Genomic DNA, 15,188 nt, shown 5'->3' on the forward strand with positions numbered 1-15,188 from the left:
AACTAGTCATTATCCGCACCGCGATAGCGTTTGTACGGTAAAACGTTCCAGCAACGCTCATTTAGCGTCTCGGTGTTAAGGGCCGAAGGGGCATCAGTGAGCAACTTCTTAGCTACCTCAAGCTCCTTTTCTACCTCTTTGCGATCCTGATACATAAACTCATCAGATGAGCTATCCGGTGCTGCTGATAACTTCTCCTCTAAGTCGGAGATGGTACGCTCCTGCATACGCGCCATGTCACGACGAGCATCACCGCGCCATGCTGGCTGTAAGGTGCGGTTATGGTCAAGTAGTGCCGTGTACTCAGCGTAAACATCCTTATAGATATCGGTTGCGTGATAACGTGCATCGAAAGTTGCTTGCTCCAAGTCGAGTAGGGTCAAGTCATCAATCTCCAGTGGTACCGGACGCTTCGAGCCACCCAGGCGAGTGTAGTGCGTATAGTACGGGTACATACTCTTAATCACCTTGCCGACAGGTAGTACGCCTTTACCCTCGGCATCGACGCCCTTAGGCTGTACCCCTTGCATCGCCGCAAGTGCGGATTCGGGACGAATAACCTCTTTAGGTGGTACAAAACCGTAGCGCAGCATTTCGCGGATACCGGTACCCGAAATATTTAAGCGGAAGCGCTCATCGTGCGGGCAAGTATGCGGCGTCGCATGGCTGGCACAACGCGTACAATAGAACACCTCATGGAAGAAGCGTACGTCGATACCCATCTCCTCTGGCGTGTACTCTTCAAAGATGCTGTGTGCAGCGTATTTATCATAGTAACTACCTGTACCTGCATGATCTCGACCGATCAGTGCATGGGTACAACCGTAGTTTTTCATCAGTAAGACGTGTAACACCGCTTCGCGAGGACCTGCGAAAATATAGGTAACACGTAGTGGCCCGAGGATTGCGCGATCCTGAGGGTAGTAGGTGTCCAGTACGTTACGGTAAGCGAGCATACGGTACTCGTGACGTACATACTCACGCTTAGCCATTTCAACGAGTGGTTGGAGGAAAATACCATCCACCTCCTCGAGGGCATTACGGTGAATATACTCGTGGCCGCGGTGTAGTGGGTTAGCACCGGTAATAAAGCCGGCGACGCTGCGGAAACCACGCTCCTCGTAGAAGAGCTTCCATGTGTCTCTCGGCTCAAGCCGTAGTTTCTCAAACGGACCCCAGTCGGCACGACGTAATAGATGTAAAGTACCACCAAGAGACTTTGTGCCCATACGACGGTTAATCGAGTCTACCCCTGGGTGATTACGATCGGTGGTGCCGAATAGGCTCTGCGCACGGTGCTCTTTATCGTAATCAAAAATATCCTCAATTTCTAAAATCGCTACGGGTTCATTGGAGGAGTCGATTAAAGCGACCTCGCCTCCCACCTTTAAGCCGGCGATCACCTCAGCGTTACGATCGCCGATGGGAGCAAAGCTAATAGGTACAGGCCAAATTGTGCCGTCTTTGAGGCGACCTTTTTCAAGTACAGAAAGATAATCCTCCTTGTTCATGAAGCCCTTGATCGGTGATAAGACACCGGTACAAATCATCTCAATCGTAATGACGGCTTCTAAGTCTACCCGAATGCTTGGCAAGGAACGAGCGCGCTCCATCTCGGCTTCGCGCTTATGCTCAGGGACCATCTGATTAATTAATACGCCACCATGAGGTTTTTGTGGGTACTTGTCAAAGTTTAAGTCTGAATTGGCCATAATGTCTCCATGATTGTAGTTGAATCAACAAAAGGTTGATTTTGTTTTTATTTGTTGTTCTTTATTTAATCCGTTTATTATTCAATGAACTTCCAAATAAAGAACCTAGCGATTACACTGATTTTAAGCATTTAGCAATCAGTCTTATTGGTATCTTATTTATTATTACTCTTACAATATACATCTAAAAAGAGCAAGAAATGGTGTGGCGCTACTAAAGTAGGAGGGTGAGAGGAGCAGATGTCACCAACATACGTTATATTGGCCTCATTTATTTATTTGGCCACCTTATTCGGCATTGCCTGGATTGGCGATCGCTATCCATTATATGAAAAGCGTCTTTGGTTAAGACCGGCTGTTTATGGTTTATCCTTAGCGGTTTATTGTTCGTCATGGACCTTCTACGGTGCGGTGGGGAGTGCGGTACGCTTCGGTTGGGGCTATTTACCGATTTATTTAGGTCCGCTGTTGTTATTTGTGTTTTTTGGGCTGTTTTTAGAGCGTATGGCCTTGGTGGCACAAAGTCAACGCATTGTTTCTATCTCCGACTTTATGGCCAGTCGCTATGAACGCTCTCAGCGCCTGGCGGGTTTAGTGACCATTGTTGCGCTGATTGCCGTGGTGCCTTATCTGGCTTTACAGTTTAAGGCGGTGACGATGAGTATTGGGGTGTTTATTGGGCAGGAGATTTCGACGAGCTTTTTTGGGGATCCGGCGCTTTATGTGGCTGCGCTCATGGCGCTTTTCGTGATTGTCTTTGGTACTCGTCAAGCGGATGCAACGGAGCACCGCCCCGGTTTGATGCTAGCGATTGCCTTTGAGTCATTGATCAAGCTCGTGGCCTTAATTGCCGTGGGGATTTTTGCCTTTTTGTGGGTTCATGCGGAGGATCTAAATGCCGTTGGTGCCCTTGAAACCTTGACGCAACATACCAGCTCCATGAGTTTTGTCGGGCAGACCTTATTAGCCTTTGCAGCGGTGGTTTGTTTGCCACGCCAGTTCCATGTGACCATTGTGGAATGCGGCGATGTGCGGGATATTAAGTACGCACGTTGGATGTTTTCACTGTATCTGATATTGATTGCGCTGATGGTGATACCGATTGCCATCGTGTCTCTCAATGTATTCGAACAAACGGGTGCGGAGGCGGTTGATAGTTATGTGTTGGTGTTGCCACTGCATAAGGAGCAAACCATACTCGCTTTATTAGCCTATATTGGCGGTTTTTCGGCAGCTACCGGCATGATGATTGTGACCAGTGTGGCCTTGGCGACGATGGTCAGTAATGATTTGATCATGCCTTTCTTGTTGCGACGTGGTTGGGCTGATGGTGGTCATGGTGATTATTCCAAATCGTTATTATGGATGAGGCGCGGTTCGGTTTTTGTCTTAGTGATGGCAGCCTATGGCTATTATGTCGGCACGGGTTCGGAAATCGCATTATCAGCCTATGGCCTAATGGCTTTTGCGGCGGTGGTGCAATTTGCGCCAGGTCTGATTGGTGGCTTAAGCTGGCTGGGGGCGAGTCGCCGTGGGGTTGAAGCAGGCTTGGTGGCAGGCTCCTTGCTGTGGGCTTATACCCTATTGTTACCGTCGCTAGCCGAGTCTGAGTGGTTCTCCTATGAGTGGGTAGAGCAAGGACCTTTCGGCATTCACTGGTTAAGGCCACATCAGCTTTTCGGTATCAGTGGCATGGATCCCTTAACCCATGGCACCTTTTGGTCATTATTATTTAATATCGCTTTTTTCCTACTCTTTTCTTTAATTAAAGGACCTAGCTTAGGTGAAAGACTACGTGCTCGTCCGTTTCTGGACCCTTTCGCTAAGTATCGTCGGCTAGAGTCGATGAATGTGCCGAGTAACCTTTTGGTGCAGGACTTGTTGGTGATTAGTGGTCGTATTGTGGGTGAGGCTAAGGCCGGTTGGGCTTTTGAAATGCAGGCGCGAGAAAGAGGGTTAGAGCTGAGCAAGGATCTACGGGCCGATGCCGAGTGGATTCAATTTGCTGAGCTGATGTTAGCTGCTGTCGTCGGTGCTGCTTCCGCACGCTTAGTGTTAAATAGTGCCTTACGTGGTTCGGGGGTGGAGGTGGATGCCATTGTTTCCGTGCTGGATGAAGCGCGCCAGGAAATGAGCTTTAATCGCGATGTGTTGTTGTCTACCCTGGAGAATTTGGAGCAGGGTATCAGTGTGGTGGATGCGAATATGTGCTTAGTGGCGTGGAATCAGCGCTATGAGGAGTTCTTGGATATTCCACAACATTTGTTGAGAGTTGGGCAGCCGGTATCCGAAATTATGGAGTTCAATGCCAAGCGTGGGCGTTTGCGCATGCTTGACGGGGAAAATTTAACCGAATTGATTGAGCGACGGTTGGGCTATATGCTTGAGGGAAGCTCTTATTCGGCGCAGCGCTTGATTGGTGAGGGGCAGGTGATTGAGCTACGCGGTCGACCCTTGCCCGGTGGTGGTTATGTTACCAGTTATACCGATGTGACAGAGTTTAAACGGGTCGAACAGGAATTAACAGAGATGAATGTCACGTTGGAGCAACGGGTTGCTGAGCGGACGGAGGAAGCGGAGCGGGCACAACAATCACGCAGCTATTTCCTAACCGCAGTGAGTCATGATGTGTTACAGCCGATTAATGCGGCTAGGCTTTTTGCATCCGCCTTACATGACGGCACCGATAGTGTCGAGCAGATGCGACATTTGGCGGAACGGGTGGATACCTCGCTACGGGCGGCAGAGGAGCTGTTGGAGGGCTTATTAGATCTATCCAAGCTAGACAGCGGTGGTTTGCAGCCTGAGATACAGGTGTTTAATGCTAAGGCTTTACTAGATGATTTATACCAGCAGTATGCTCCCTCAGCTAAGCGTAGAAACCTACGTTTTCAAGTGTTTATGCGACCAGTTTATGTGCGTAGCGATATGCGTTTATTACGGCGTATTCTGCAAAACCTGTTGGCAAATGCCTTTCGTTATACCCGAGAGGGGCGCATTATTTTGGGCGGACGAGTGCGTGGCGATGAAGTCGAGTTTCAGGTGTGGGATAGCGGCCAAGGCATTCCAAGCAATCATTTAGCGCATATATTTGATGAGTTTCAGCGCTATGAGCAGAGTTTTGATTGGGGCGAACGGGGTTTAGGTTTGGGCTTATCGATTTGTCAGCGTATTTCTGTGCTGTTGGGGCATCAGCTGGCGGTACGGTCGGAAGTGAGTAAAGGCAGTATGTTTAGTGTGCGAGTACCCATGGCCACGGCCGCAGAAGCGATTAAGCCAAATAGGATTGAAACGGTGCCAGACGATCTGCCCTTAGCCGGTTTACGTGTACTCTGCTTAGATAATGATGTGGAAATTATCAGTGGCATGACGATATTGCTAGGACAATGGGGGGTTGAGGTGATTGCTGCCACCACCATTGATGAGGCGCTCAACAAAATGGAGCAAAAACCGCATGTGCTGTTAGCGGATTATCATTTGCATGATCGCTTGGACGGTTTAGATAGTTTGGATGCGTTGCGTGAAAATGCACGCTATTTACATGGCGCCTTATTGACGGCAGATGGCAGTGATGAGCTGCGCCAAAAAGCTCGCCAGCGAGGTTATTTAGTACTGACAAAGCCCTTAAAGCCGGCTCGCCTGAGGGCCTTTTTAACCGCCCAGTATGAGAGCATTAAGCCAAAATTTGACAGTGGGAATCCAAAATCCTCCTAATTCAATCTCAGGGGGCGAGTGCTAGGGTTGCTCGCCCAGAAACTCCCGCAAGTCAGCCTCTGTTTTACTTTGTAGATCGAGTTCATAGGCGAGCAATACCGCTTGGGTGCGATTGCTCACACCGAGTTTGCGTAAAATGGCCGTCATATGGGTTTTGATAGTGGTTTCAGAAACACCCAAATCATAGGCGATTTGCTTGTTGAGGCGACCACGAGTCACCATCTGCAAGACGCGGAATTGCTGCGGTGTCAGCTCACTTACGCGCTGTGCCGCCTCCTTTTCTTTGAGCGTGACGGCGGGTGCTTGTTGTACATTAGAAGGCAGCCAGACCTCACCCGTGAGTATATGATCGATGGCTTGGCAGAGCGTTTCGATATCGGCTGATTTCGGGATATAGCCCATGGCACCGTGATCGATGGCGCGACGCATCAGCATCGGATCTTCGTGAGCGGAGATAATAGCAATAGGTAATTGAGGGTGTTGTGCCCGTAAAAAAACTAATGAGCTATAGCCCTCTGCGCCCGGCATATTTAAGTCTAATAGCAGTAAGTCCGCATCGGCATGATCATCAACCAAGGAAAATACCGAATCGGCATTTTCCGCTTCGTAAATCTTGGCACCAGGGTAATGCTTGGAAATCAAGCCCCGCAAGGCTTCACGGAATAAAGGATGGTCATCCGCTATCAGTAGTTCATTCATCAACCGCTCCAAAACGCAATAAAGGGAGTCTATTCACAGACTCCCTTTATTATATGCACATTTCTGTAATCAAATGTGCGCTTTGATGCCGTTAAACTTAGTGCACTTCAGCTTTGCTGATACCGAGACCAGTTTGTGAACGTACGTTAAGTGCATCGAAGGCTGCCTTCTCTTTGGCCGCATCTGCGCTCTTATCCGTGATAGAGAAGAACCAGATGGAGATAAAGGCTAATGGGATGGAAAGAATACCGGGGTTAGGGAATGGGGTGATAGGCTCAGCAAAGCCAAACACATCAACCCACACGGTTTTACTTAATACAACCCAAACGGTGGCGGTAATTAAGCCGATGAAACCACCGAGGGTGGCACCACGGGTGGTACAACCACGCCAAGAGATGGACAATACCAACACTGGGAAGTTAGAGCTTGCAGCAATAGCGAAAGCTAAACCTACCATGAAGGCAACGTTTTGGTTCTCAAAAATAATCCCTAACAGAATGGCCAACACACCTAAAGCAACCGTGGAAATACGAGAAATACGCATTTTTTGCTCTTCGGTCACATTGCCTTTGGCGATCACATTATCGTATAAGTCATGTGAAATCGCAGCCGCACCGGCAAGAGATAAACCGGCCACGACTGCAACAATGGTGGCAAAGGTCACCGCTGCTAAGAAGCCCAGTAATAACTCACCACCAACCGCACTGGCTAAGTGAACCGCCACCATATTGGTGCCACCAATAAGGTCACGAATCAAATCGAAGCTGCCATCAGGACCGCGATTAAATAGCTCAGGATTTTGGCTGAGTAACCAGATCGCACCGAAGCCGATAATAAAGGTTAGCAAGTAGAAGTAACCGATAAAGCTACTGGCCCAAATCACGGACTTACGAGCTTCTTGAGCGTTAGCCACGGTAAAGAAGCGCATTAAAATGTGCGGTAGACCCGCCGTACCTAACGCTAAGGCCAAGCCCAGCGATAAGGCGTTAATCGGGTTTGAAATTAAGCTCTCACCCGGTGCTAAAATATGACGTCCATCACGGTGAATTTCTACCGCTTTTTCAAGCATCGTATCAATGTTGAAATTAAAGGCTTTTAAGACTAAGAAAGTCATTAAGCTCGCACCGAAAAGCATGAGGACCGCTTTAATGATTTGTACCCAAGTGGTTGCTGTCATGCCGCCAAAAGCAACATACACCATCATCAAGGCACCTACAATCACGACCGCTAATTTGTAGTTAATGCCGAAAAGTAAAACGATTAGCTTGCCGGCACCTACCATCTGCGCAATCAAGTAAAGGCAGATAATTAACAGTGAAGCACTCGCAGCAAGGGTACGCATCTGGGTTTGCTTTAAGCGGAAAGCAGTCACGTCGGCGAAGTTGTAACGACCTAGGTTGCGCAACCGTTCAGCAATTAAGAACATCACGGTAGGCCAACCAAACATAAAGCCAATCGCATAAACCACACCGTCAAAACCACTGACATAGACCATACCGGCAATTCCTAGGAAGGATGCGGCAGATAAGTAGTCACCGGCAATGGCTAGACCATTTTGGAAACCCGAAATGCCACCGCCGGCAGTGTAGAAGTCGGACGTGGACTGTGTTTTGCGGGCTGCCCAATAGGTAATGCCCATGGTACCCGCAATAAACACTAAGAACATAATAATGGCCGGTTTACTCGGACCGGCTGTGGCGGCGCTTGCAATGGAACTTGAACCTGCCATAAGTAAGAGTGTAGCGAATAATCTAGACATTATTGAACCTCCTTAAGGACTTCGGCAAGTAGCGGGTCAATGGTTTTATTACAAACAATGGTATAAACAATGATCATAATACTGGCACTGATCAGTACTAAAGTACCTAAAGCAACACCGATACTCATGGTCATATTACCGATAGGCTGTTCCATCAAGCCTGGGGCAAAGGCAACCAAAAAGATAAAACCGGCGTATACCAATAGCATGATCAAAAAGAAGGTATTATTAATACGATTCCGTTTTTGGACCAATTCCTGATACTTAGGACTGGCTATCAGCTTGGCGACATGGTCGCTAGAAGTCGTCATAATTGTCTCCCGGGTAATAGTTATTGTTGTGATTTGTGTATTTAATTGATGGTTGAACTACTGCCATAGCAATAGCCGGCGCTTTATGAGCACTCAATTTAATATACGTTTAGTGATAAATTTTATATACAAGACTTTGGTATTAGGGTATTACTATATGGGCTTCAGCGTCTTTATATATCGGGCTGGCAAGCATTAACAGGGTTAATACTATAGGGGTAAAAGATGAGTAATCAGAGGGTGGTTAACAAAGCGAGCTTAGATGAGATTGTGGCTTTTTTAGAAAAAGATTTTCCACAAATGCCGGTCGATGTGTTAGCGGTGGGTGAAGGTGCAGCGAGGGTGCGACATATTGTGACCGAGGCCGATCTTAGACCCGGCGGTACGGTCTCCGGCCCTTGTATGATGGGCTTGGCAGATGTCACTTTGTATATTGCTATTTTGGGTGAGATAGGGATTGTGCCCTTAGCCGTAACAACGAATTTAAATGTTTCTTTTTTAAGAAAGCCGAGTGCGGATAAGCATTTAATTGCCGAGTGTAATTTATTAAAAGTCGGTCGCAGCTTGGCCGTGGGTGAAGTTTATATTTACTCTGAGGGTGAGGAGGATAAAGCGGTGTGTCATGTGGTGGGGACCTATGCCATTCCGCTTAGCAATTAGGGCGTGCGCAATCTGTGTGCTAGAGCCAAGTAGATAGCGCATGCAGCAGCAGTCCTACCAAGCCACCAACGATGGTGCCATTAATACGGATCCATTGTAGATCCTTTGCTACCTCAAGTTCGAGGGTACGATTTAGTTTTTCCGCATCCCATTGACCTACGGTCGTACTGATAAAGCGGGCAATAAGATGGCGGTTTTTACGAAAATAGCGGTAGGCTTTTTTTTGCAGCCAAGGGTCGAGTCTTTGTTGCCATGCTGAGTTTTGTTGAAGCTCGGCGACGAGCTTCTTGATTTGTCTTCTTAATTGTTGATGCAAGGCACTTGCATCATCCTCGGCCACCAGCACGGCCGAATGTTTGAGGTGGTACCAAAGCTGATAGGCCATGCGTTCTAATTTATCGTCATGCATCCATTCATCTTTAAAAAGCTGCAGTTGTTGCTGCCATTCCTTATTGGTGAGGAGCTCCTGTTTTAACGCTAACAGTTTCTGAGGAATGGTTTTATAAGCGGGATGCTTAGGATCATTTTCTAGTTCCAGTAAATAGGTGATTAAGGCTAGGGTAATTTCTTTAGCGATTTTGCGGTCAATGGCTTTAGGTACCAGGGTATGGCTTTTATCCTGCACCATTTGGTAGATGCTTTTGTGATTAAACACAATATAGTTTCTGATTTCTCGTGAAATGATCTGTATCAGCGCATGATGCCAATGCTTATCGATGAGGAAATCAATGCTACTGGCAAGTAATTGATGCAGTGCTATCCCATCAGTCAAGGCCTTGCTTTGTTGCTTGATAAAAGCGACCACCGCACGCTCGTCCATGGTTTGAATGCTATCTAGGATCAAGCTGGCGCTTTCAGTGACGAGTACATCCTGTGAGGACTTTTTGCTTAGCCAGGTGGTGATCAATGTTGAGAATTGTAGCTTTTGAATATAAGGGCGGACATTGTCATCGCTTAAAAACTTATCCACCATAAATTCGCCTAAATTATCGCCGATTTGCTGCTTTTTCTTACGGATAATGTTGGTGTGCGGTATTTTCAGGCCTAAGGGATGGTGAAAAATAGCGGTCACGGCATACCAGTCAGCCAGTGCGCCAACCGTTGCCGCCTCAGCAAAGGCACGTAGGTAGCCCAACCAGCTCGGTGAGTCGGCTGTATGATAGATGGTAGTGATAATAAAGATCCCAGCCATCAACAGCAAGAGTGCGGTGGCGCGGGCTTTATACAGGCGTAATTGACGTTCTTTGTCGGTTTGAGTACTCATAAAGACTGGTGTGGCTAAGTAAGTCGCCCGCCATGCTAAGTTACCAGGTTAATACGCTACTATATACTGTATCCTTTAATGAAGCGTTTGTTTTTCAATCTTCTGCAGGTGTTTCACCACTTGATAAACCAGGGTGCTAGGGTTATCGGTTCGATTGTTTCGAGCTTCTATAGTTGCCTTTTGGGCATTTGCTATGGCTTTATCCATCTTGTCTGATAACTTATGGTAGAGACCATCAAGACCTTTGCTATAGCTTGGCAAAAAGCCAGTAAGTTGTTGAATTACACTTGCGCAATTATTAAAAGGCTGTGTCGTATACTTGAAATGCAGTAATAGCCAATACTCAAAACATGGCACCGAGGTAATGGCATGCCATTTACCAATAGGCTGCTGTCGATTGAGCTCGGCAATCGCCTCTTTGTATTCTACGTGTTGGTCTTTATCAAAAACACAGTACACCATATCATAGGCGTCACCTATGAGTTCTGATTGCTCATATTCCTTTATGGCAGACTGTACAAGCCTCATTGGATCTTTACCTAGGCTTTGGACTGTCACCGTGTTGAGCTGATGAAAATTTCGTGCGTCATTGAAGTAAAATCGTTCACTTTTTCCCTCACCCACAATCAAAATTTTGTCATAAGCTTGTCGTCTGGCCTTTCTCTGTGTAAAACTATTTTTGGCTCGCCTAGTGTGCCTCACTATTTTCTTTGAATTCATCGCTTTCCTCCCATAGCTGCGATTCTGTTATAAAAGGGACTCCACCATAACGCCCGCTTAAATACGCTTGCTCAATATTTTCTCGCTCTTTACGTACAGTAAAATCAGTGAGAGGATAGAGCTCTGTACCATGTGCATAGTCTCGCTCACAAAACCAAATTTGATCGCGTCGAAAAATTCGTTGATTCAAATGATTGGTATTTTGGCTTGTGAAAATCAGTTGCGCATTTTTAGCATTAGTCTGAGGGCTGTGAAACTGCTTGATCAATAATTCTACAAGCTGCGTATGCAAACTATTATCCAGCTCATCCACCAATAATACTAAGCCTTCTTTTAGCGCAATCATCCATGGTGCAAGGAGTTGAAAAAGTTTTTGTGTGCCTGCAGACTCCTCACTAAAATCAAAAGGCACAAATTTGCCTTGAGCCGTCAGACGTATCGTATGTATAGTGAATGCCTTGTCTTCTTTAGTCTGATTTAACAGGATCAGTTTTTTTAGCTCGGCAGGCATATTGCTAGCTAAGGGCTCCTCAAAATCAGCCTCATCAATGATGATGTCGTGAATATCAAGATCTGCTCTTTTTATGAAGCGTAACGCCTGAGGTTTATTATTTGGGTTTTTGTGAATATATTCTGCGGTATAAAAAGGCGAAATCGCTGTTATGCCAATAAACTGCAAGACGTTTTTGAACCAGTAAAATACGGGCTGCAATTGCTTATTATTAAGTTGTATCGCCGTGGAAAGAAAAAGGGCGTTTTTCCTCGTTGAACGTTGCCAGATAGCCTTGGTCCCTTTAAAGTTAGCGCCGTACTTCCAGTCATGCTGCTGCTTACGCTCATCCCAAACACGCATAAACCATAATTGCGCCTGACGCTTTGGGTAGGCATAGAGCCACTCATCATAAATTTGCGAATTGTCTGCACTAAAACCATATTGATATCTTACGCCCTCAGCAATAAAGTCCACTTCAAATTCCGAGGGGCTATGACTTAAGTCCTCGTTTAATTTAAACGGAGTGATGCCTAAAGGATCATCTAATTGAGCATTAGCTGAAGCTAAAACTAATGTTTTCATTAATTTTAACGCCTTAAGTAAATTGGATTTACCACTGGCATTAGCGCCATAGATGATGGCCGATTTTAAAACACGGTATGCTTGCTGTGATGCTAATTCGATAGAAGCTACGTTATGCTCTTCATGTTCAGTGCCTGCAGCTGCGATCATACTCAATTTTTGTATGCTGGCGTATGAGTAGCAGTTGGCAACGGAGAACTCTAATAACATTGGTATCTCCTAAACTCGTGTGAAATGATAGATATTAAAGATTTTATGTGTTTTTATAAATTAACACGAATTTAGTTTGTTTTTGACAGATTATGCCAAAAATGTCCACAATTTTATATTGTTTACTCCTGATGGGTCTTTGTCAGCGAGCGGCGTGCTATTCAATGATCACGCAGTGGCTTGAGTACTCATAAAGACTGGGTGTGGCTAAGTAAGTCGCCCTCCATGCTAAGTTACCAGGTTAATACGCTACTATATACAGCACCCTCTTTGATCGTGAATTTTTGTGTTTTGCTTATCTCATTGCTACTGGCTTTTAGCTCATAGCTACCTGGACTGAGTTGTAAATAGAGTAGGGGGCCGACCTGATTATCGGTAAACACCATTTCTTTTTGGGCGTTGAAAAGCTGTACCTGCAGATTGTTTAAATAGGCACGATCAGCCGCATTGGCAAAGCTGAACTGGGCGTTATAATCAGCCGCATTCTGACGCAGCAGATCTAACTCCTCTTGACCGATACCACCCGTTTGATAGCTGATCTGATGCTCATTGCTGGCTTTTCTGATCTCTGCGTGGCTGAGGCTGTAACTACCTAAGGCTAAGCCGAAACTCAGTGCGCTAGTCAATAACATACGTTGAATTTGGGCTTGATTGAGTCCTTTAGCTTGCATCTGTCACTCCTTGAAAAAATACAGATTAAAAGCTATTGTACTGAGTGAACCGTGGTTGGAAGGTGAGTAGCTGATCTTAAACGTTGCTGGATGTAAACAATCGGTGAGTCTAGTACTCACCGATTTGCTTGGTCTTAGCCGAAAAACAGATAGGTCATGGTAATGGCGGCAATGACACCAGCGAGTTCTGCCAAAAGTGCGCAAGGCAGAGCATGGCGAGTGTTTTTAACGGCGACCGAGCCGAAGTATACCGCTAACACATAAAAGGTGGTTTCAGTTGAGCCTTGAATAATGGCAGCCGCTCTGGCAGCAAACTCATCCACACCGCGTGCATTCATCAGCTCAACCATTAGGCCGCGTGCGCCCGAACCGCTCAGTGGCTTCATCAAGGCGACGGGTAAGGCTTCGACAAAGCGACTGTCAAAACCCATGGCCTCCACAAGATAGCGCACACCATTGACGATATAGTCCATGCTGCCGGAGCTTCTGAACACCGCCACTGCCACTAAAATAGCGACCAGATAAGGGATGATTTTTACCGCTACCTCAAAGCCCTCTTTAGCTCCCTCAATAAAGGCTTCGTAGGCATTAATTTTCTTGATAAACGCCATAAAGATAAAGGAGGTAAAGATGCCAAACAGGACTAAGTTGCCGAAGACTTTAGAAATCACATTAATCTCTTCGGGGCTTAGGGTCGTGAAATAAATCAGGGTGCCAATCACGACTGCTGTGAGACCGCCTAAGTAGAGTAGGACGGTACGATTTAAGAGATTGATTTTCTGATAAAAAGATACCACCAATAAAGCGGTTAAGGTGGAGAAAAAGGTAGCAATTAAAATTGGCAAAAAAACATCGGAGGGGTAGGCTGCACCAGCTTGTTGACGTAAGGCCAAAATAGAAATCGGCAATAGGGTCAAACTGGAGGCGTTAAGCGTGATAAACATAATCTGCGCATTAGTCGCCGTATCGGGTTTGTCATTTAAGCTTTTCAACTCCTTCATCGCTTTCAGACCGAGTGGGGTGGCCGCATTATCCAAACCTAAGGCATTGGCAGAGAAATTCATCAATATCGAGCCCATGGCCGGGTGGTTTTTTGGAATGCCTGGAAAGAGATGCTGGAAAAAGGGACTGACTAAGCGCGATAGCACATCAATCACCCCAGCGCGTTCACCGATTTTCATGATGCCGAGGGCAAAGGCCATAATCCCGATAAGGCCAAGCGAAATGGAGGCAGCCGTTTGGGAACTGTCAAACAGTGAATTTACAATGGTTTGGAAAATCTCCGTATCGCCTCCGATTAATTTAATCAAGGCTACACCAAAGGTGATAAAAAAGAAGAACATCCAAATAAGATTTAAGGCCATCATCGTCCCCTAAGTTGTTTTTTATTATTATTATGCCTGATTTGAAGGGGTTAATAGAGAGCTTAGTCAAACAACTTGAAAGCTCTAAGCCAGTCATAAGACAACAGGAGGTATTTGATAAACAGATAGCCAGACAAGGCGGTAAATAACGCATTAGCGCTGTAGAATAAGCGGTCAAAGCGTATGCCACGGCCGAGCCTGGGAATAAATTATTTTGAGTGTTGAACTCAACTAAAGGTCAGCAAAGCTAAACGATAAGCATTTTCACGGAAATGCTTGACTGTTAATACTACTATTTGATTGTTGGCTTCATCATGCCAAAAAAGATAGCTATAACCACTTTTGCCATAAGGAACTATTACCTCCCTAACATGACGCAAAACCTCCCCATCTACCGATAAATCATAAGTTCTACCATTATGCGTATTATCTTGAGTAGCTAAAAAGGAACTTCTGAGTAATTGCATCACCGCATTAGCCTGTTTAGTTGCCCCTAAATCATTTAAAAAACTATAAATCCTTGTCAGGTCAGACTGAGCAAGCCGTGTAATAACTAACTTCACTTGTGGCATTGAGGCATATCCCTTGGCTCGTCCATCTCAAGACTATCCACCCAATCGATAAACTCGTTAAGTGTAATATGTAAGCCTGTTTCTTGATAGTCTTTATAAGCTTGCATAGCTCGTCTATCATAAGCTTGTTTTGCTTTCAATGCTTCAATGTGCTTATCAACAGCATCTAATACGAGGCTATGAACACTACCGCCTAGTTCATCAGCTAATTCTTGTAGAATCGCTTTACGATAACCAAGTTTAACGCTGGTCACTTCTTGATTAGAACGCATAGTAAATCCCTCCTGAAGATATCATTATAGTAATACAAAAGTATTACCAGATCAATCATTATAAATCCCTAGCCCAACTGGTTAAATATTATAAAATTGTTGTAGTGATAGTTACCCTCCGGCCACTTCTTGCACGAGGTTGTCAATCTTAAAGTGGATAATGGCTGGAGCGGTATACGTGCATG

General features: G+C 45.8%; 13 protein-coding genes. 2 read left to right on the forward strand and 11 right to left on the reverse strand.

All coding sequences use genetic code 11. The features are described 5' to 3' along the window. Positions 1–2: 2 nt before the first annotated feature. Positions 3–1,712, reverse strand: coding sequence for a sulfate adenylyltransferase (locus HMPREF3179_RS11215; protein ID WP_018025527.1), 1,710 nt, complete (start codon positions 1,710–1,712; stop codon positions 3–5). A 240-nt stretch (positions 1,713–1,952) separates the two neighbouring features. On the opposite strand from HMPREF3179_RS11215, the gene HMPREF3179_RS11220 reads away from it, so the two are divergent. After that, positions 1,953–5,426, forward strand: coding sequence for a hybrid sensor histidine kinase/response regulator (locus HMPREF3179_RS11220; protein ID WP_070471281.1), 3,474 nt, complete (start codon positions 1,953–1,955; stop codon positions 5,424–5,426). A gap of 21 nt (positions 5,427–5,447) precedes the next feature. On the opposite strand, the gene HMPREF3179_RS11225 is transcribed toward HMPREF3179_RS11220, so the two are convergent. From HMPREF3179_RS11225 to HMPREF3179_RS11235, 3 genes are all read right to left on the reverse strand, one after another. Beyond that, positions 5,448–6,125, reverse strand: a complete 678-nt coding sequence (locus HMPREF3179_RS11225; protein WP_070471283.1) for a response regulator transcription factor — start codon at positions 6,123–6,125, stop codon at positions 5,448–5,450. Positions 6,126–6,222: 97 nt separating this feature from the next. Then, complete coding sequence (actP, locus tag HMPREF3179_RS11230; RefSeq protein ID WP_070471285.1) at positions 6,223–7,884, reverse strand: cation/acetate symporter ActP; 1,662 nt, start codon at positions 7,882–7,884, stop codon at positions 6,223–6,225. Next, positions 7,884–8,195 (reverse strand): DUF485 domain-containing protein, encoded by a 312-nt coding sequence (locus HMPREF3179_RS11235; protein ID WP_018025531.1) that lies wholly within the window; start codon positions 8,193–8,195, stop codon positions 7,884–7,886. The genes actP and HMPREF3179_RS11235 overlap by 1 nt, the downstream gene beginning before the upstream one ends. Positions 8,196–8,420: 225 nt before the next feature. Between HMPREF3179_RS11235 and HMPREF3179_RS11240 the strand changes: the two genes are divergently transcribed. Beyond that, a complete protein-coding gene (locus HMPREF3179_RS11240; RefSeq protein ID WP_070471287.1) occupies positions 8,421–8,855 on the forward strand; it encodes a PaaI family thioesterase in 435 nt (144 codons plus the stop codon). A 19-nt stretch (positions 8,856–8,874) separates the two neighbouring features. Here the strand turns inward: HMPREF3179_RS11240 and HMPREF3179_RS11245 are convergent, their stop codons facing one another. The 7 genes from HMPREF3179_RS11245 to HMPREF3179_RS11275 all read right to left on the reverse strand — a co-directional run bounded on the left by HMPREF3179_RS11245 (position 8,875) and on the right by HMPREF3179_RS11275 (position 15,003). Then, positions 8,875–10,119 carry a DUF445 domain-containing protein gene (locus tag HMPREF3179_RS11245; protein ID WP_070471289.1) on the reverse strand — a complete coding sequence of 415 codons (1,245 nt, stop codon included), beginning with the start codon at positions 10,117–10,119 and terminating at the stop codon, positions 8,875–8,877. Positions 10,120–10,194: 75 nt separating this feature from the next. After that, positions 10,195–10,839 (reverse strand): RloB family protein, encoded by a 645-nt coding sequence (locus HMPREF3179_RS11250; protein WP_070471291.1) that lies wholly within the window; start codon positions 10,837–10,839, stop codon positions 10,195–10,197. Beyond that, positions 10,808–12,124 (reverse strand): AAA family ATPase, encoded by a 1,317-nt coding sequence (locus tag HMPREF3179_RS11255; protein WP_070471293.1) that lies wholly within the window; start codon positions 12,122–12,124, stop codon positions 10,808–10,810. The genes HMPREF3179_RS11250 and HMPREF3179_RS11255 overlap by 32 nt, the downstream gene beginning before the upstream one ends. A 233-nt stretch (positions 12,125–12,357) precedes the next feature. After that, the gene (locus HMPREF3179_RS11260) at positions 12,358–12,795 is read right to left on the reverse strand and encodes a hypothetical protein (protein ID WP_070471295.1); all 438 of its coding nucleotides are present in this window, start codon (positions 12,793–12,795) and stop codon (positions 12,358–12,360) included. A gap of 134 nt (positions 12,796–12,929) precedes the next feature. Then, the gene (locus tag HMPREF3179_RS11265; RefSeq protein WP_070471297.1) at positions 12,930–14,159 is read right to left on the reverse strand and encodes a nucleoside recognition domain-containing protein; all 1,230 of its coding nucleotides are present in this window, start codon (positions 14,157–14,159) and stop codon (positions 12,930–12,932) included. 227 nt (positions 14,160–14,386) lie between these two features. Next, positions 14,387–14,731, reverse strand: a complete 345-nt coding sequence (locus tag HMPREF3179_RS11270; RefSeq protein WP_070471299.1) for a type II toxin-antitoxin system RelE/ParE family toxin — start codon at positions 14,729–14,731, stop codon at positions 14,387–14,389. Continuing rightward, entirely contained in the window at positions 14,719–15,003 is a 285-nt protein-coding gene (locus HMPREF3179_RS11275; protein WP_018025538.1) for a hypothetical protein, read from the reverse strand. The genes HMPREF3179_RS11270 and HMPREF3179_RS11275 overlap by 13 nt, the downstream gene beginning before the upstream one ends. Positions 15,004–15,188: the final 185 nt, after the last annotated feature.

The organism is Oligella sp. HMSC09E12 (assembly GCF_001808505.1).
Lineage (GTDB): Bacteria > Pseudomonadota > Gammaproteobacteria > Burkholderiales > Burkholderiaceae_B > Oligella > Oligella urethralis.